At 34.9% G+C, this 18,455-nt stretch carries 11 protein-coding genes and 1 riboswitch; of the genes, 10 read left to right on the top strand and 1 reads right to left on the bottom strand.

The window, feature by feature from the left end:
* Nucleotides 1-5: 5 nt before the first annotated feature.
* Nucleotides 6-1,181 carry a 2-isopropylmalate synthase gene (locus ABD730_RS15415; RefSeq protein ID WP_334465258.1) on the bottom strand — a complete coding sequence of 392 codons (1,176 nt, stop codon included), beginning with the start codon at nt 1,179-1,181 and terminating at the stop codon, nt 6-8.
* A 148-nt stretch (nt 1,182-1,329) separates the two neighbouring features.
* On the opposite strand from ABD730_RS15415, the gene ABD730_RS15420 reads away from it, so the two are divergent.
* The 10 genes from ABD730_RS15420 (at nt 1,330) to ABD730_RS15465 (ending at nt 18,297) form a co-directional block, all read left to right on the top strand.
* Nucleotides 1,330-2,877, top strand: a complete 1,548-nt coding sequence (locus tag ABD730_RS15420) for a hypothetical protein (RefSeq protein WP_344716103.1) — start codon at nt 1,330-1,332, stop codon at nt 2,875-2,877.
* Between the two features lie 102 nt (nt 2,878-2,979).
* Nucleotides 2,980-3,103: riboswitch (SAM riboswitch) on the top strand.
* Nucleotides 3,104-3,223: 120 nt separating this feature from the next.
* Nucleotides 3,224-4,522 carry an O-acetylhomoserine aminocarboxypropyltransferase/cysteine synthase family protein gene (locus ABD730_RS15425; RefSeq protein WP_344715807.1) on the top strand — a complete coding sequence of 433 codons (1,299 nt, stop codon included), beginning with the start codon at nt 3,224-3,226 and terminating at the stop codon, nt 4,520-4,522.
* Nucleotides 4,523-4,603: 81 nt separating this feature from the next.
* Nucleotides 4,604-5,056: an OsmC family protein gene (locus ABD730_RS15430; protein ID WP_344715809.1), complete on the top strand. Its 453-nt coding sequence runs from the start codon at nt 4,604-4,606 to the stop codon at nt 5,054-5,056.
* 9 nt (nt 5,057-5,065) lie between these two features.
* On the top strand, nt 5,066-6,073 hold the full coding sequence (locus ABD730_RS15435; protein ID WP_344715810.1) for an alpha/beta fold hydrolase: 1,008 nt from the start codon (nt 5,066-5,068) through the stop codon (nt 6,071-6,073).
* 144 nt (nt 6,074-6,217) lie between these two features.
* Entirely contained in the window at nt 6,218-11,302 is a 5,085-nt protein-coding gene (locus ABD730_RS15440) for a translocation/assembly module TamB domain-containing protein (protein ID WP_344715812.1), read from the top strand.
* Nucleotides 11,303-11,304: 2 nt separating this feature from the next.
* Entirely contained in the window at nt 11,305-13,587 is a 2,283-nt protein-coding gene (gene tamL, locus ABD730_RS15445; protein ID WP_425583576.1) for a translocation and assembly module lipoprotein TamL, read from the top strand.
* Nucleotides 13,588-13,762: 175 nt separating this feature from the next.
* Nucleotides 13,763-14,236, top strand: a complete 474-nt coding sequence (locus ABD730_RS15450; RefSeq protein WP_344715813.1) for a nucleoside deaminase — start codon at nt 13,763-13,765, stop codon at nt 14,234-14,236.
* 15 nt (nt 14,237-14,251) lie between these two features.
* Nucleotides 14,252-14,548 carry a hypothetical protein gene (locus ABD730_RS15455; RefSeq protein WP_344715815.1) on the top strand — a complete coding sequence of 99 codons (297 nt, stop codon included), beginning with the start codon at nt 14,252-14,254 and terminating at the stop codon, nt 14,546-14,548.
* A 16-nt stretch (nt 14,549-14,564) separates the two neighbouring features.
* Nucleotides 14,565-15,977, top strand: a complete 1,413-nt coding sequence (locus ABD730_RS15460; RefSeq protein ID WP_344715816.1) for an FAD binding domain-containing protein — start codon at nt 14,565-14,567, stop codon at nt 15,975-15,977.
* A complete protein-coding gene (locus ABD730_RS15465; protein ID WP_344715818.1) occupies nt 15,967-18,297 on the top strand; it encodes a xanthine dehydrogenase molybdopterin binding subunit in 2,331 nt (776 codons plus the stop codon). The genes ABD730_RS15460 and ABD730_RS15465 overlap by 11 nt, the downstream gene beginning before the upstream one ends.
* Nucleotides 18,298-18,455 lie beyond the last annotated feature (158 nt).

The raw sequence follows: 18,455 nt of genomic DNA on the forward strand, positions 1-18,455 counted from the left end.
CTATCTTATGCTGAAATTATTTGTTGATACACATTGCTCGTTTCGATAATTTGATGAATATCATTATCATTGATTTCTTTCTTTCGATCTGCAAAACTCAAAAAGTTTGCATACACATCATCTAACTGCAACTTCGTAAGTTCGTAACCTACATTTTTTGCTCTGTAAGCCAAGGCTGCTCTTCCACTTCTTGCGGTTAACACAATAGCCGACTCCGTAACACCAACATCTTTAGGATCGATAATTTCGTAAGTTGCTCTATTTTTTATCACACCATCTTGGTGAATCCCAGAACTATGCGCAAAAGCATTTGCTCCAACAATCGCTTTGTTTGGCTGCGTATAAATCCCCATACTATCACTAACCAACTGGCTCATTCCGAATAGCATTGATGTATTAATATTTGTATCTAAATTAAGATAAGGATGCTGCTTCAACACCATCACTACTTCTTCTAAAGCTGTGTTTCCTGCACGTTCACCAATACCGTTGATCGTACATTCAATTTGACGTGCTCCGTTAATGACACCTTCAATAGAATTTGCTGTTGCTAAGCCTAAATCATTATGACAATGACAAGACAGAATAGCCTTTTCAATACCTTTTACATTTTCTTTTAAGTATTTTATTTTTGCACCATATTCACTTGGCAAACAATACCCCGTTGTATCCGGAATATTCAATACTGTTGCACCTGCTCTAATAGCAGCTTCACATACACGAGCTAAATATTCGTTATCTGTCCGACCGGCATCTTCAGCATAAAACTCAACATCTTCAACAAATGATTTTGCATATTTTACCGCTTCAAAAGCACGCTCAATAATCGCCTCTCTGTTCGATTTGAATTTATGAAGGATATGTGAATCTGAGGTTCCAATTCCCGTATGGATTCTAGGCTTTTTAGCATACTTTAAAGATTCTGCCGCTACTTTTATATCATTTTCTACGGCTCTAGTTAATCCACAAACAGTCGCATTTTTAACAATTTTTGAAATCGCTTCTACCGATTTAAAATCACCTGGACTGGAGACCGGAAATCCTGCCTCAATCACATCCACCCCAAGTTGATCTAACTGTTCTGCAATGACCACTTTTTGTTCTGAGTTGAGTTTACAACCCGGAACTTGCTCTCCATCGCGAAGTGTTGTATCAAAGATTTGTATCTTGTTATTTGACATATATCAAAATATATTTTATAGTATTGTCTAACGAATGTATGTTTTGATTTAGATTTAAATATTATTGATATAGTTAGTTTACGATGTTCAGTCGCCAAAATATACTTTAAATAACTGATTTACAGATTCATAAATCTATTTTCTATTGATAACTAAAGACCAAAAAGATAATTTATTTTCACTTGTAAAGTCCTTAACAAAATCCGAAAAACGGCAATTTAAACTTTACGTAGGGAGACTTGGAGTAAATTCAGATTCTAAATTCTTGAATTTATTCAATCTTTTGGACAAAGCTAAAACCTATAATGAAGCTTTTATTTTAAAAAGTGGCATTGTAAAAAAACAACAACTTGCCAATGTCAAAGCGCATTTATATAAGCAAATTTTAATCAGTCTTAAGCTCAATCCATCACATCAAAATGTACGTTCACAAATTAGAGAACAACTCGATTTTGCTTCTATTTTGTACCACAAAGGCTTATATAAACAAAGCTTAAAAATTTTAGATAAGGCCAAGGAGCTCGCAATTATTAACGAAGAAAAAAATTCAGCTTTTGAGATTGTAGAACTCGAAAAATTAATTGAATCTCAATACATCACACGAAGTATAAATACTCGAGCAGATGAGTTAGCTGTACAAGCCAAAGAACTGAGTTCTCTTAATCTTATTGCCAGCAAACTCTCCAATTTATCACTGCAACTCTATAGCACCATTCTAAAAACAGGCTATATAAGAAATGAAGAAGAAGCCAATATGGTTATTAATTATTTCAACAAAAGCCTTCCAAAAGTTAAAATCGAAAAATTAGGATTTAGAGAAAAATTGTGGCTATATAAAGCTAATTTATGGCAAAGCTTTTTGCTTCAAGATTTTTTGAATTGTTACAAATACGCTTCAAAATGGGTGGATTTATTTTATCAAAACCCAAATATGATTAATCTGAACCCCGTGTTCTTTTTAAAAGGCAATAATTACCTCCTAGAAGCCTTATTTTTCATTGGTAACAAGTCAAAATTTTTAGAAAAATTCTCTGAATTTGAAGCGACTGTTCAAAAATCAACATTTCCAACCGATGAAAATGTAGCTACTCTTGTTTTTTTATACACCAATTTCCACAGCATTAATCAACACTTTATTGATGGTAGTTTTGAAGACGGACTTCATCTAATTCCAAAAATTGAAAACGACTTAATTCCGTTTAATGACAGAATTGACCCTCACCATAAAATGGTTTTTTATTATAAGTTTGCGAGTTTACAATTTGGAGCCGGCAACAACAAAGCTTGTATAAAATACTTAGATAAAATTATCTCAAACAAAACACTTTCGATGCGCGAAGATTTACTCTGTTTTTCGAGAGTTCTAAACCTTGTAGCGCATTATGAAGCTGGACTAGACTACCATTTAGAAACCCTTTTACGAAGCACATACAAGTTTTTAATTAAGATGAATGACCTGCATGAAGTGCAAAAAGAAATGATAAAATTCATTAGAGGACTTCAGGATATTTACCCACACGATCTTAAAAATGCATTTAAAGAATTACACAAAACACTAAAGACTTTTGAAGACCATCCGTACGAACGACGTGCATTTTTATATCTCGATATTATTTCTTGGCTAGAAAGCAAAATTGAAAACAAACCTGTTAGCGAAATCATCCAAATTAAGTATTTAGCAAAGAAAAGTTCGTAATTCTACGAAATTCATAAAAAACTCACAAAATCTACAAATAATTTGGATTTCTAATTTTTGTGTTGCAATATTTGTGCTCACAAAGTTCAAACACTTACTGAAATGTTATCAAGAAAGGTGGAGGGAATGACCCTATGAAGCCTTAGCAACCCTTAGATTTACTAAGAAGGTGCTAAATTCTACTTAATTATCCGATTCATTAATCGGAAAATTGGATAGATAACTCAAGACTAATTACTCATCTGTAATTAGCATTTTCTTTATAATATTTTTCTATTAAGTACGCTTCTAACGAGGCTTATTTGGCTTTTGGTTTAATCATTTATTAACTCAAAAACTTAGAAAAATGAGTACACAAAAATTTGCAACACAAGCGTTGCACGCAGGTCACGACGTCAGTCAAACTTCAGGAACAAGAGCTGTTCCTATTTACCAAACATCATCGTATGTCTTTAATGATTCAGATGATGCAGCCGGACGATTTAACCTTTCTGTTCCTGGCTTTATTTACACACGTTTAAACAATCCAACAAACGACATTTTAGAGCAGCGATTAGCAGCGCTAGAAGGAGGAATTGCAGCAGTGGCTACGGCTTCTGGAACCTCAGCAATTGCAACAACTTTACTAACACTTTTAAGAGCAGGAGACCACATTGTGGCGTCGAGTAGTTTGTATGGAGGCACCTACAATTTATTAAGCGTCACCCTACCAAGACATGGTATTACCACAACATTTGTTGATGCGTCAAATCCGGAAGAATTTAAAAAAGCAGCACAAGAAAACACAAGAGCCTTTTTTGTAGAATCTTTAGGAAATCCGAAATTAGATGTTTTAGATCTTGAAGCCATTTCAAAAGAAGCAAAAGCATATAAAGTGCCGTTAATTGTAGATAATACTGTCGCTACACCTTATTTGTTAAATCCAATAGAATATGGTGCTAACATCGTTATTCATTCGCTAACCAAATATATCACTGGAAACGGAACATCACTAGGAGGTATTATTATTGATGCCGGAACATTTGATTGGACTAACGGAAAATTCCCAGAATTTACAGAGCCATCTGCAGGTTATCATGGTTTAGTGTATAGCGAAGCTATTGGGGCAGCTGCATTTATAGCAAAAATTAGAATTGAAGGTTTACGAGATTATGGTGGAGCCTTAAGTCCGTTTAATGCGTTTCAAATTATTCAAGGTTTAGAAACTTTAGAACTACGTATTTTAAAACATAGTGAAAACGCCCTTGAATTAGCAACATGGTTAGAGTCTCAACCAGAAGTCAAATGGGTGAATTACCCTGGACTTGAAAGCAGCAAATACAGAGAACTTGCTAAAAAATATTTACCAAAAGGCCAAAGTGGCGTCGTCACTTTTGGAGTGGATGGTGGTTACGAAGCGGCAAAAACCATAGCTGACACAACGAAACTATTCTCATTATTAGCCAATATTGGAGACACAAAATCACTTATCATTCATCCTGCAAGTACAACACATCAACAATTAAGTGATGAAGCGCAAGAAACTACAGGTGTTACTAAAGATTTAATTCGTTTGTCTGTTGGTATTGAAAACATAGAAGATTTAAAAGATGATTTAAAAGAAGCTTTTGCTGTTGTTAAACAGAAAAAAGCCCTTCAAAATTAAATTTAAATTGTGAAGTAAAATGGATGTCTTTAATTGTAAAGACATCTGTTTTATAGTATTCAACACTAAAAAGACAAAAACATGAGTGATTTAAAATTCTCCGTTGTAGGAGACAGTACTTCTGCAACCCAATTTATAGGAAAAACAAGACAATTTACTTTAGTTGTAGATGAACCAGAAGCTTTAGGTGGCACCGATGAAGATGCCAATCCTGTAGAATACATTTTAGCAGGCTTTGCTGGTTGTGCCAATGTTGTTGGACATTTGGTAGCTAAGGAATTAGGTTTTACAATTAAAAATTTAAAGATTGAAGTGACGGGTGAATTAAATCCGGATCGGTTTTTAGGTACGTCTACCAAAGAACGCGCAGGCTTTAAAACCATTAATCTCAACCTTATTCCAGAGACCGATGCCAGTATTGAAGTTTTAACGCAATGGCTTCAAATTGTTGAAGAACGTTGTCCTGTAAAAGATAATTTACAGAACGAGACACCTTTAAAAATTTCCGTAGAAAAAGAATATACAGCTATATAAATATTTGTAATGGCACATTTACACTACATAACCCTAACTAATTACGTTACTGAAAGTGGTAAGACAATCAATCCTAAATTGTCTTACCAAACTTTTGGTAAAGCATTACATTCTGCACCCATAATTTTAGTCAACCACGCCCTTACCGGAAACTCAAATGTGGTTGGAGAAGACGGCTGGTGGAATGATATTATTGGAGACGACAAATGTATTGACACTAATGATTATACGATTTTAGCGTTTAACATTCTTGGCAATGGCTACGATAATATTGCAGAAAACTGCATTGAAAATTACAAAGACTTTACAGCAAGAGATATTGCCAAACTATTTGCTTTAGCCATAGAGCAATTAGAAATTGAAAATTTATTTGCCGTTATAGGAGGTTCTGTTGGTGGCGGAATTGCATGGGAATTAGCCGCATTAAAACCCCAATTAATTCAACATTTAATTCCTATTGCGACCGACTGGAAATCGACGGATTGGGTCATTGCGAATTGCCACATTCAAGATGCAATATTGAATAATTCTTCACAACCACTAGTGGATGCTAGAATGCACGCCATGACTTTATATCGTACACCAGAATCGTTAACACAAAAATTTGATCGCACTAAGAAAAACGATGCCCTTTACAATATTGAATCTTGGTTGAGTTATCATGGAAATGCACTAGACAATCGATTTCAGTTGGCTGCCTATAAACTGATGAATCAGATTTTGCGTACTATTGATATTACAAGAAACAGAACTGATTTTTTAGAAGTCGCTTCAAAAATTGAAAGCGATATTCATATCATCACCATTAATTCTGATTTGTTTTTTAAAGCGGATGAAAACTGGAATACCTATGTGGATTTAAAAGGAGTGAAAGACAACGTTAATATTCATGAAATTAAATCCGTGCATGGCCACGATGCTTTTTTAATAGAATTTGACCAATTAGCACGCTTTTTGAAACCTATTTTTTCGACGGCATTGAAATCAAAGGAAAAATTAGTACAGCAAGTTGCGTAGAACATACTTACATTTTATTAATATAAAGCCAAACGACCTGTTTGGCTTTTTTACGTTATAATTTTAGCTAAAATTAAAGTATGAGCGTTAATATTATTAGCAATAACGACAATTGTAATACTTTTACTCGTATATTTTTACGTATTGAACAAAACAGAAGACACAGCACCCCAAATACCAAGAAAACGAAAATTTCGTTGGTTGCGCAGAACCTTACGCGTACTGTTAGGAATTCTTGCGTTTTTATTTTTGGTGATTCTTTTTGTTCGTAGTCCTTGGGGACAAGGTATCATTGTGGACAAAGCCGTTAGCTTCGTTTCAGATAAAACCGGAACTAAAGTCGCCATAGAAAAACTCTTTATTACGTTTGACGGTGATATACAACTCGATGGTCTATATCTCGAAGACAAAAAAGGAGACACCTTAGTCTATTCAAAATCATTGGAAGCTAACATCCCTCTAATTAAAATCATAAGTGGTAATGGCATCGGAGTCGATGCTTTAGATTGGGATGGTTTGCGTGCCAATGTGATTAGAAAAGATAGTATTGAAGGTTATAACTTTCAATTTTTAATTGATGCTTTTGCTTCTACCGACACTACAACCGTTGCAACAGATACCACCTCCACACCACTGAACCTTATTTTAGGCAACTTAAATTTCAAGAATTTTGATGTTGTTTTTGATGATGCGGTTGCAGGCATTGATTCGAGGTTTATAATTGGCAAGTTGAAGGCTAATATGAAAACCACCAATATTGAAGACATGATTTTTGATGCTTCAACGATTGAACTTAATGATGCCAATATCAAGTTTATTCAAAAACCAGTAGCGATTGACACCACAACTTCAAACACACCTTTACCAAAATTAGCTTTTGAAACTATTGCATTAAACAATGTGGTTGCTTATTACGAATCGCAACCTGACCGTTTGATTGCTGATGTTGACATTTCGGAATTTTCAACAGAATCACCACTCATAAATTTAGCAGCTAGTGATTTCAACCTTAAAAACATCACGCTTAAAAATTCTAAAATCAGCTTAACCACAGACGTTAAAATTAATGGTTTAACGCAAAAAATAGAGGAAGTTACTGAGGAAGTAAAAACAGACATCACAACGTTTGAATGGCCGCAACTAACAATTAATATTGCTGCTATTGATTTTGAAAACAATCACATTAATTATAGCGTTGGTAATGCAAAACCAAAACAAGACATCTTCAACCCGAATGCCATAGCACTTTCAAATTTTACGCTTCAAGCGAAAGATATTTCTTTAAAAGATAAAAAAGCGACACTAGATTTAGAGCAATTGAATTTTAATGAATTTTCAGGATTAAGCCTTAATCAACTCGCTGTTAATTTCGACGCTACAGACCAAAATATGCGTTTGGATGATTTAAAATTCAAATTAAATAACAATTCAATTTCAGGTGATGCACATTTAGAGTATCAGTCACTTTCAAAATTAATAGAAGCTCCTGAAACTACTAAGGTCAACTTAAACCTCCCAGCCTTTCAACTCTCATTGACAGAGATTTTCAAATTTCAACCTGATTTAAAAAATAACGAATACCTCAATAAATTAAGCAAAAAACTAATTCTAGGAAATCTAAATGCTTCCGGAACTTTAGCATCAATTAATTTAAATAAAGCAGAACTTAACTGGGGAAATTCAACAAAAATCTCTACTAAAGGAACGCTTCAAAACGTCACCAATCCTGAAACACTTCAATTTGATATTCCACAGTTTTTAGCAGTTACAAAACGCTCTGATTTAATTCAGTTTGTAAATGAGGAAGACTTAGGAATTAGCTTTCCAAATGACGTGAAATTTGTAGCACAACTCAAAGGCAACCCACAAGACATTTCAGCAAAAGCAAAACTAACAAGCTCTCAAGGCCTTGCGACTATTGGTGGTAGTTATAAAAACACGGATAAAATTGCGTTTAATGCTACAGTCGCTATTGAAGATTATAAAGTAAATGAATTGCTTAACAATCCGCAATTTGGGACACTAAGTCTTACCCTTACATCTGAAGGAAGCGGAAACACCATTAACACGCTCGATGCCATTTTGGATACTACTATTTCTGAATTTCAACTTAATAATTATGCCATAAAAGATCTTCATCTTAATGGTGATATTAAAAACGGAACAGGAAATATTCAGTCGCAATATAAAGACAGTAATCTCAATGCGAACCTAGATGCTTTTGTGGTTTTAGATTCTATTTCACCTGAAGCTAAAGTCAAAATTAACGTTATTGGCGCTAACCTAGAAGCGCTTGGTGTAATGAGTCGTAATATTAAAACGGCCATGAATGTCACCGTAGATTTTAAAGGTAATGGTGAAACTTACGATGCAAGCGCTAACATTGACAATGGTGTTGTTGTGTATGACAATAGAAGTTATTTAATAGGTGATATTAAAGCCATGGCGCATGTGGATACAGATACGACTTCGGTTTCTTTTAAAAACAACATTTTAGATCTTGATTTAAAGTCAAATACCAATCCTCAAACGTTTAGTAAAGCGATTAAACGCCACGTTTTAAGTTATTTTTATAGAGATGAAAATGTCTCAGACACAATTAGCGATTTTGTGAACTTAAACCTCAAAGGTAAAATTTCGCAATCCCCTTTATTGAATGACGTCTTCTTAGTTAATGTTCAAGGTTTAGATACCATTAACGTGGCTGTAGATTTCAACGAAAAAGCGCGACAATTACAAGCAAATATTACAGCACCACATATTAATTATAGTGGCAACAAATTGGACAGTCTTGCTTTTTCTATGGACACCGACAAAGAAAATTTCAATTTTAATCTAGGTTTTAAAAACATCACTGCTGGTCCGTTAGATGTGCCTAAAACCATCATAACTGGCCACCAAACCAACAACGAATTAGCGCTTAACTTTTTGGGCTATCATCAAGGAGAGCAGCTCATGAATGTCAACACTAAAATCACTGGCAGCAGAGAGCGTTTAAGATTTACAGTAAATTCGGATAGCTTAATTCTCAATAAAGAGAAATGGTTAATTCCTGAAGATAATGAAATCATCCTAACCGATAAGCATCTCGAATTTAATAACTTTAAAATCAACCAAAACAACCAATCTATCGCGCTCACAGACAAATTACAAAATATTTCGAAAGAACATATTGCCATTGAATTCGAGAATTTTGACATCAATGCCGTCTTTAATTATTTAAATCCAGAAGCCGAATTAGCAACCGGACAACTGAATGGTAATTTTATTCTTGAAGATCCGTTTACCAATGCTGGTATTTTAGCCGATTTAAGTATTGAACAATTGAACATGCTTAAAACCGATTTAGGAACTTTAAGCGTGAATGGAAATTCATTGGACGACAATAGTTACACGTTTAATGCTGGACTTAAAGGTGGTGATATTGATTTTGATCTCGTCGGCGATTACACTGTCACTAACAACATAGCAAATCTCGATCTCGATTTTAATATCAACGAATTCAAAATACAAGCACTCAACACCTTATCTATGGGTGAAATTAAAGATGCTGATGGTAGTTTTTCTGGTGCTTTTAAAGTTACAGGCTCAACATCAGATTTAAAATACGATGGCTCCATAACATTTAATAATGCTGGTTTCAATGTTGCTAAACTGAACACTAAATTTAGTATGGCTAAAGAAACATTAAGTATCAATAATGATGGACTTTCAATGAAAGATTTTACCATTCGTGATGAAAACAATAACGCCTTAGTACTTTCTGGTAAGGTTGGTACCGAGAGTTTTATTAATCCAACATTCGATTTAAGTGTAAAAACCTCCAATTTTCAAGTCTTAAACGCTTCAAAAGAAGACAATCAAGAATTTTACGGCAAGGTCACTTTTGATGCCAATGCAAAGCTTACTGGTGATTTACAAATCCCAAAATTAGATGCTAAATTGACTTTAGGTTCCGATACCGATCTCACTTATGTACTACCATCATCAGTAGCCAGTGTAGAGGAACGCGATGGAGTTGTTGTATTTGTTAATCGTGAAAATCGAGATGCTATTCTCACCCAAACTGAAGAACAAACAGCAACAATTAAAGGTTTTGATATTTCGGCATTATTCAACGTTGGAAAAAACGCAGCAGTCACTATAATTATAGATGAAGACACCGGAGATAATTTTAAAATTTCAGGTGAAGGCGATTTTGTGTTCACCATGAAACCAAATGGGCGAATCACACTTACTGGTGCCTATGAAATTTCAGAAGGACATTACGAACTCAACCTCTACAATTTAGTGAATCGAAAATTCTTAATTGCTCAAGGCAGTCGTGTCACTTGGTCTGGCGATCCTTTTGATGCGAAACTAGATATACGCGCCATATACAATTTAGACACTTCAGCTTATGGACTAATGGCTTCGCAAATTTCTGGTTCAGATTCATCTGTAAAAAGTAAATACCAAGAAGTTTTACCTTTTAATGTCTACCTCAATATAGATGGCGAATTATTACAACCTAAAATTTCATTTGGTTTAGATATGCCAGAGGAAGACCAAGGTGCCATTAGCGGACAAGTATATTCTAGAGTACAACAAGTCAACCAGCAAGAAGGAGAACTTAATCGTCAAGTCTTTTCACTTTTAGTGCTCAATCGCTTTTATCCAGATTCTGGAAGTGATGGTAGTGACGGAGGCTTTGCTACAATTGCAAGAGACAATTTAAATGATGCAGTATCCGATCAGCTGAATACATTTTCTGATAAAATATTAGGTAGTACTGGTATCGAACTCGATTTTGGACTTAACAGCTATACCGATTATCAAGGCGATTCACCAACCGACCGTACCGAGTTAGAAATCGCAGCAAAGAAAAAATTGTTTAACGACAGATTAACGGTTAGTGTTGGTAGTGACGTTGATATACAAGGCAGCAATAGTACTGATAAAGAAACACCTGTAATTGGTAATGTAAGCTTAGAATATGCGTTAACAGAAGATGGCAGATACCGACTAAAAGGTTTTAGAAAAAGTGAATTTGAAAATGTAATAGATGGCCAAACCATAGTGAGTGGTATTAGTTTAATATTTACAAAAGAATTCAACCAATTTAGCGAACTTTGGGATGCTATTTTACGCTCTAAAAAAGAAAAGAAAGCAAAATCCGAAGCCGAGAAAAGGGCACAAGAAAAACAGCAAGAAGCAACAGACAAAAGCATGGAACAGAAAACCAATTAAACTTGAAAAGAATCTTAAAACATAGTATCTCTTTTATTTTCTTAGGAATGATTTTATACTCATGCAGTATAAAAAAACACATTCCTGAAGGCGAACGTTTATACACTGGTGCTAAAATTGAAATTGAATCGGATTCTATCATAAAAAATGAAGACGAACTAAAAACAGAATTAGAAACCGTTTTAAGACCTGAACCAAATTCTAAGTTCTTGGGAATGCATTTTGGCTTGTATTATTATTACAAAATGCAAAAGAAAAACCCAGGGTTTCTCAACAGATGGCTATATAAACAAATAGGAGAAAAACCTGTTTATCAATCTAGTGTAGAACCCTTTGAGATTGAAGACGTATTAAGAAATCGCCTAGAAAATAAAGGATTTTTCTATAGCACTGCAACTTCCGCTTTTGAAGAAAAAGAGATTGAGGCGTCCATCAATTATAAACTAAAAATCACGGAACCATATAAAATGGAACGTTTTCAGATCGATTCTATGCCGTCACCACTCTATGAAGATGTAAAAAAGGAAACCGACAAATCCCCATTTCAAAAAAGCATGCGTTTCGATTTGTCTAATATGAAATTAGAACGCCAACGTATTGATGCGCAACTAAAGAAAAAAGGCTATTATAATCTCAATCCCGATTTTTTCATTTTTGAAGCAGACACTAATCAATACGACAATAAACGCTTCGATTTATTTTTAAAATTGAAAGCTGAAGTTCCTAAAAAAGCGACTATTCCTTACCGTATTTCAAAGATAAATGTATTTGCTAATTACGACTTACAAGATTCCACATACGCCAAAACAGAACGATTCAACAATAAGAATTACATACAAGACACACTGTTTATAAAACCTAAATTCCTCGATGAATTTATTACACTAAATGAAGGAGATTTCTACAGTCCTGAAAATTCTAAAAATACCGCCAGACGTTTATCTAAAATTGGTGCGTATAAATATGTCAACATTCAATATAAAGAAGTTGATTCGCTACTAACAGACAGTTTAGGTATTCTTGAAACCAATATTTTTTTATCACCATTAACTAAACGTGCCGTCCGTGCCGAAATACAAGCCGTCACCAAATCCAATAACTATACAGGACCACATTTAGCGTTAACCTACAGTAATCGAAATGTATTTAAAGGTGGTGAAACGTTTAACATTAGTACAAATGTTGGTTACGAATCGCAATTTATCAGCGGCAACAACACAGGGCTTAGCAGTATAGAGTTAGGTCTAACAACGGAACTCATTTTCCCTCGTGTTTTATTTCCTGTAAAAATTAATACGGATTTCTTTAAATATTCTATCCCAAAAACAAAAACAAGTATTGGACTTAATTATTTGAGCCGAAGTCAACTATATACTTTACTTTCAGGAACTGGACAGTTTGGGTACTCTTGGAATGCTAATAGATTTATAACCTATCAATTTAATCCTATTTCCGTAAGCTACACTAGACTTTCAAATACCACTGCTGAATTTGAAGCTATTTTAGACGAAAATTCATACTTACAACAAAGTTTCGATCAGCAATTTATTTCAGGTATGACCTTTTCATTTACCTATAACGAAATGGTAGATGCTAACGATCCTAATCAGTTTTACCTAAACACAACTTTAGATGTTGCAGGTAATTCGATTAATTTACTAGGAAAAGAAACCACTTCTGGCGAACCTAAAGAATTTTTAGGATTGCAATATGCGCAATATGCGAAAGCCGATTTGGATTTAAGATTCCATCTTAACTTCGGTAAAGATAGAGCACAAACCTTAGCAACACGATTATTTGCTGGCTACGGCTTACCTTATGGAAACTCGGATGTTATTCCGTATGTAAAGCAATATTTTTCAGGTGGCCCTTATAGTGTTAGAGCTTTTAAAACGCGCTCTTTAGGACCAGGAACTTACAATGACGATAGCAATAACGACGATGTAACCTATTGGGATCAAACCGGAAATATTAGACTAGAAGCCAATGTAGAATATCGTTTTCCTATAGTTTCATATTTTAAAGGAGCGGTATTTGCCGATGCTGGAAATGTCTGGAACTCTAAAGCCAATTCTGTGTTTGATGGTGAAGATAAATTCACCTCTAACTTCATTAATGAATTAGGTATGGGAGCCGGATTTGGATTGCATATTGATGTACAAGGTTTTGTTATTCGTTTCGATTTGGCAGCACCTTTCCACGATCCTTCATTAGCACCAGGAAAACGCTTCGATTTTAAATATGACGAACCTGTGCTTAACTTCGCTATTGGCTATTCGTTTTAAATGAAATTGAAGTTGAACTCGAAATTGAAATTGAAATTGAAATTCACAATACATCTTGGCTCACGACTCACGACTCACAACTATTGACTCTTAGCTCTTAAAATGAATCAGTTTTCATTCTATTATCAAAATTTTAATACCTTTATTCAAAACTAAAAATAGACACAAATTATATATGAACAATAAAGAACAGTACATGAAAGAAGCTGTAAACGCAGCTTTAAAAGGAATGAACAACAACGAAGGAGGACCATTTGGTTGTGTCGTTGTTAAAGACGGAAAAATTGTAGGACGCGGAAATAACAAAGTTACCTCTACTAACGACCCAACGGCTCATGCTGAAGTTACAGCGATTAGAGACGCTTGTAAAAACTTAGATTCTTTTCAACTAGATGGTTGTGAAATTTACACCTCTTGCGAGCCTTGTCCAATGTGTTTAGGCGCTATTTATTGGGCGAGACCAGACAAAGTATATTATGGAAGTAACCAGGTAGATGCTGCTAATATTGGTTTTGATGATGAGTTTATTTACAAAGAAATTCCATTACCTTACGAAAAAAGAAGTATTCCTTTTGAGCAATTAGCTCGTGAGATTGCTTTAGAGCCATTTCAGGAATGGACTAAAAAAGAAGATAAGACGGAGTATTAAGTTCAGGGAAATAATATGAGAAATAAAAGTTTAAATCTTATATGGGGAAATGACTTAAAAGAATTAGGATATTCTAAGAAAAGTGTAAATCATTTTGAAAAAAAGTATAAAAAGCACAAATTGTGTATCGACTATGATTTAATGGGGTATATTTTAATGTTTAGAATTTTAGGTTTTGATGCTTTTAATAAAACAAAATGCATTAAATATAAAGACATTAAAAATATGGATTCACTAACTCAAATTGAATTTATTAATTTGGTTAATAAAATAGAAAACGAGTTTAAACTATTCATTGAAAACGAAGAATAAAATAGATTTTTAACAAATGATCACCTTCATCCTAAATAACAAAACCATTAAAACATCGGAGCATTCCGGAACCACTTTACTGGATTTTGTACGTTACCAACAACGCTTAACTGGCACCAAAATTGGTTGTCGTGAAGGCGATTGTGGTGCTTGCACACTTTTGGTCGGTACACTAAACGACGATACGATGGAATACCAAAGTATCACCTCATGTATTTCACCATTAGGAAACGCACATGGTAAACATATTGTAACGGTTGAAGGCACCAATCTAAAAGACAAACTCACCACAGCTCAAGAAGCCATGAAAGCCAATTACGCCACACAATGCGGATTTTGCACACCGGGTTTTGTGGTGGCCTTAACTGGTTTTGCATTATCAAATTCTGAAAACAATTACAGTAATGCTATTGACGCTATTAGTGGAAATATTTGCAGATGCACAGGTTATAAAGCCATTGAAAAAGCCGCTCATCAAGTGGTTGAAAAACTAGAGCATCAAGAAAAAAATTCTTTTAAATGGTTAATTGAAAATGAGTTTATTCCAGAATATTTTGAAAGCATTCCACAACGTTTAAAAGATATTGAAGCTAAAGATTTAAATCAACCCAAAGGAAAATATGTTTCTGGCGGAACGGACTTATACGTCCAGAAAGCAGATCATTTAGCGGGTAACGACGTGCATCTCATTGCTGAAAAAGAGTATCTAAAAGGTATTTCAATTGAAAACGGAATTTGCACCATTGGAACCAACTCTACCGTTTCTGATTTATGGAATCATAAAGAATTAAACAGCATTTTACCAAATTTAAGAAAACACTTAAAACTAGTCTCTTCAGAACAAATTAGAAACATGGCTTCTTTGGGTGGAAACATCGCCAATGCTTCGCCTATTGGAGATATGACCATATTTTTCTTAGCACTTAATAGTGATCTTACCATTACCAATGAAAAAGACGAAGAGCGTAGTGTTGCACTAAATAACTTTTATCAAGGTTATAAAACTTATGACTTAAAAGATGATGAACTTCTAAAAGCCATCAGCTTTAAGTTACCAACAACGCAGTCCTTTTTTAATTTTGAAAAAGTTTGTAAACGCACCCATTTGGATATTGCAAGTGTCAATTCAGCGATACATTTATCAGTTAAAAATGGTACCATTTCAGAAGCGCATGTGTCTCTTGGCGGTGTTGCTGCAATTCCGAAGTATTTACACGATACCTCAGCATTTTTAACAGGAAAACCACTGACTTCCGAAACGGTATTAGAAGCTAATGATATACTTCAAAAGGAAATTAGTCCAATTAGCGATGTTAGAGGAACAACCAACTATAAACGTTTGCTTGCAAGACAATTGTTTTTCGCACATTTTACGGAGTTGTTCCCCAATCATTTCACCTTAAACGATTTTGTTCAGTATGCACAATAACAAGACAAATACAGTACGTGACACTAAATTAGATGCGGTTTCAAAATCATTAAAACAAAGCATTAAAAACTTAGATTCTTATACGCATGTTCGTGGTGAATCCTTGTATGTTGATGATGTTAATATTAGACAAGGTACATTTCACGCTGTAGTTTTTGACTCACCAAAAGCACACGGAAAAATAAAACATATCGATTATTCTAAGGCGGAAGCTCTGGAAGGTGTCGAACGTATTTTTACCTACAAAGATGTTCCTGGCGAAAATGAAATTGGAGGCATCATCGCAGACGAACCTTTATTTGCGGAAGACGAGGTTCATTTTTGGGGCATGCCAATTGCCTTAATTGTTGCCGAATCTGAATTTATTGCACGAAAAGCAAGAGGTTTAATCGAGATTGAAATTGAAGATTTACCAGTCATCACCACAGCAAAAGAAGCCAAAGCAAAAGGTAGTTTTATCAACGCACCACGCTCTTTTAGTTTAGGTGATACCGAAAAAGCATTTGCAGAATGTGATTATGTTTTTGAAGGGGAAACCTTTTCCAACGGACAAGAACATTTATATATTGAAGCACAAGGAGCTTACGCTGAACCAATGGAAAATGGCAATATAAAAATCACTTCATCTACGCAAGGCCCAACAGCTGTACAAGCCACAACAGCTAGAGTTCTAGGCATTGCCATGCATAAAATTGAAGTCGATGTCACACGTCTTGGCGGTGGATTTGGTGGAAAAGAAGATCAAGCCACACCTTGGGCTGTGATGGCTGCTTTAGCGACTTATCATTTAAATCAATCGGTAAAATTAATACTGAATCGTCATGATGATTTACGCATGACAGGAAAGCGTCATCCTTATGAAAGCACTTATAAAATTGGATTATCTAAAGACTTAAAAATCTTAGCTTACCAAACCGAATTTTTACAAAATTCTGGAGCAGCAGCGGATTTATCTCCTGCGATTGCAGAACGTACTTTGTTTCATGCTACCAATAGTTATTACGTACCAAACGTGACCACAAAAGTGTTGAGTTGCAAAACCAATTTACCACCAAACACGGCCTTTAGAGGCTTTGGTGGACCACAAGGCATGTTTGTGATTGAGTCTGCAATTGCAAAAGCAGCTTCTGAAATTGGGGTTTCAGCTAGACAAATTCAGGAAGCGAATTTACTAGATGAAAATGACACATTCTCTTATGGACAAATTGCTAAAAAAGTAGAAGCCAAAAACACATGGCATTCTGCTAAAAACATATTTAATAGTGATGCTTTAGAACAAGAAGTTGCTGATTTCAACAAAAATAATACAGCCTTCAAAAAAGGGCTTTCGTTTATGCCAATTACCTTTGGTATTTCATTTACCAATACACCAATGAATCATGCACGTGCTTTGGTTCATATTTATTTAGATGGCAGTGTTGGCATAAGCACAGCAGCTGTAGAAATGGGTCAAGGTGTAAATACAAAAATGATGCAGATTGCTGCGGATGTATTTTCGATTCCTATTGAAAAAATTAAGATTGAAACGACCAATACAACGCGTGTTGCCAATACGTCTCCTTCTGCTGCGAGTTCTACGGCAGATTTAAACGGGAAAGCAACTTTAATGGCTTGTAATGCTTTAGTAGAACGTTTAAAACTAGTGGCTTCAGAAGATTTAAATGTGTCAAAAAAGGACATTACTTTAAAAGATGAATCTGTCTTTATAAATGATAAACCATCAGAATTATCTTGGACAGAACTCATCAGTAGTGCCATGCTCAAACGTGTTGCTTTAACTGAAAATGCCCATTACGCCACACCAGAAATTCACTTCGATAAAACCAAAGAAAAAGGACATCCTTTTGCCTATCACGTATACGGCACAGCGATTACAACGGTGACTGTAGATTGTACGCGTGGCACTTACGAATTTGACTCCGTTAAAATTGTGCACGATTACGGAAAAAGCATGAGTAAAGGTATTGATTTAGGCCAGGTAGAAGGTGCTTTAATACAAGGTATCGGCTGGATGACTTTGGAAGAAATCGCCTATAATGATGACGGTAGATTATTATCTAATGCATTATCTACTTATAAAGTACCTGATATATTTTCTGTACCAAAACGTGTGGAAGTGATTCCTGTAGAAACCGAAGGCAATGACATGGCGATTTTAAAATCTAAAGCCGTTGGTGAGCCACCATTAATGTATGGTATTGGCGCTTATTTTGCACTTCAAAATGCGATAAAGGCTTTTAATTCTAATTATGAGTTAGAATTTCATGCACCGATGACACCTGAGAAGGTTTTGATGGGGTTGTATGAAAATAAAAAATGAACAAAGAACACCCCTCAAGTCCCCTCAAGGGGACATTCCAAAAAATAAACATTGGTACTATTGTCCCCTTGAGGGGACTTTAGGGGTGTAAATAATCACAATAAATAAACGCCTTATCGCTCTACATTACAAAAAACAAAACATCCTTAAAGGCGCAC

This window comes from Winogradskyella damuponensis, from assembly GCF_039538385.1.
GTDB classification, from domain to species: Bacteria; Bacteroidota; Bacteroidia; order Flavobacteriales; family Flavobacteriaceae; genus Winogradskyella; species Winogradskyella damuponensis.

What these genes read in the sequence shown, in the direction of transcription:
- ABD730_RS15455 (WP_344715815.1), top strand. Translation starts at nt 14,252, where the DNA reads ATGAGAAATAAAAGTTTAAATCTTATATGGGGAAATGACTTAAAAGAA.
- ABD730_RS15435 (WP_344715810.1), top strand. Translation starts at nt 5,066, where the DNA reads ATGGCACATTTACACTACATAACCCTAACTAATTACGTTACTGAAAGT.
- ABD730_RS15465 (WP_344715818.1), top strand. Translation starts at nt 15,967, where the DNA reads ATGCACAATAACAAGACAAATACAGTACGTGACACTAAATTAGATGCG.
- ABD730_RS15460 (WP_344715816.1), top strand. Translation starts at nt 14,565, where the DNA reads ATGATCACCTTCATCCTAAATAACAAAACCATTAAAACATCGGAGCAT.
- ABD730_RS15415 (WP_334465258.1), bottom strand. Translation starts at nt 1,181, where the DNA reads ATGTCAAATAACAAGATACAAATCTTTGATACAACACTTCGCGATGGA.
- ABD730_RS15450 (WP_344715813.1), top strand. Translation starts at nt 13,763, where the DNA reads ATGAACAATAAAGAACAGTACATGAAAGAAGCTGTAAACGCAGCTTTA.
- ABD730_RS15425 (WP_344715807.1), top strand. Translation starts at nt 3,224, where the DNA reads ATGAGTACACAAAAATTTGCAACACAAGCGTTGCACGCAGGTCACGAC.
- ABD730_RS15430 (WP_344715809.1), top strand. Translation starts at nt 4,604, where the DNA reads ATGAGTGATTTAAAATTCTCCGTTGTAGGAGACAGTACTTCTGCAACC.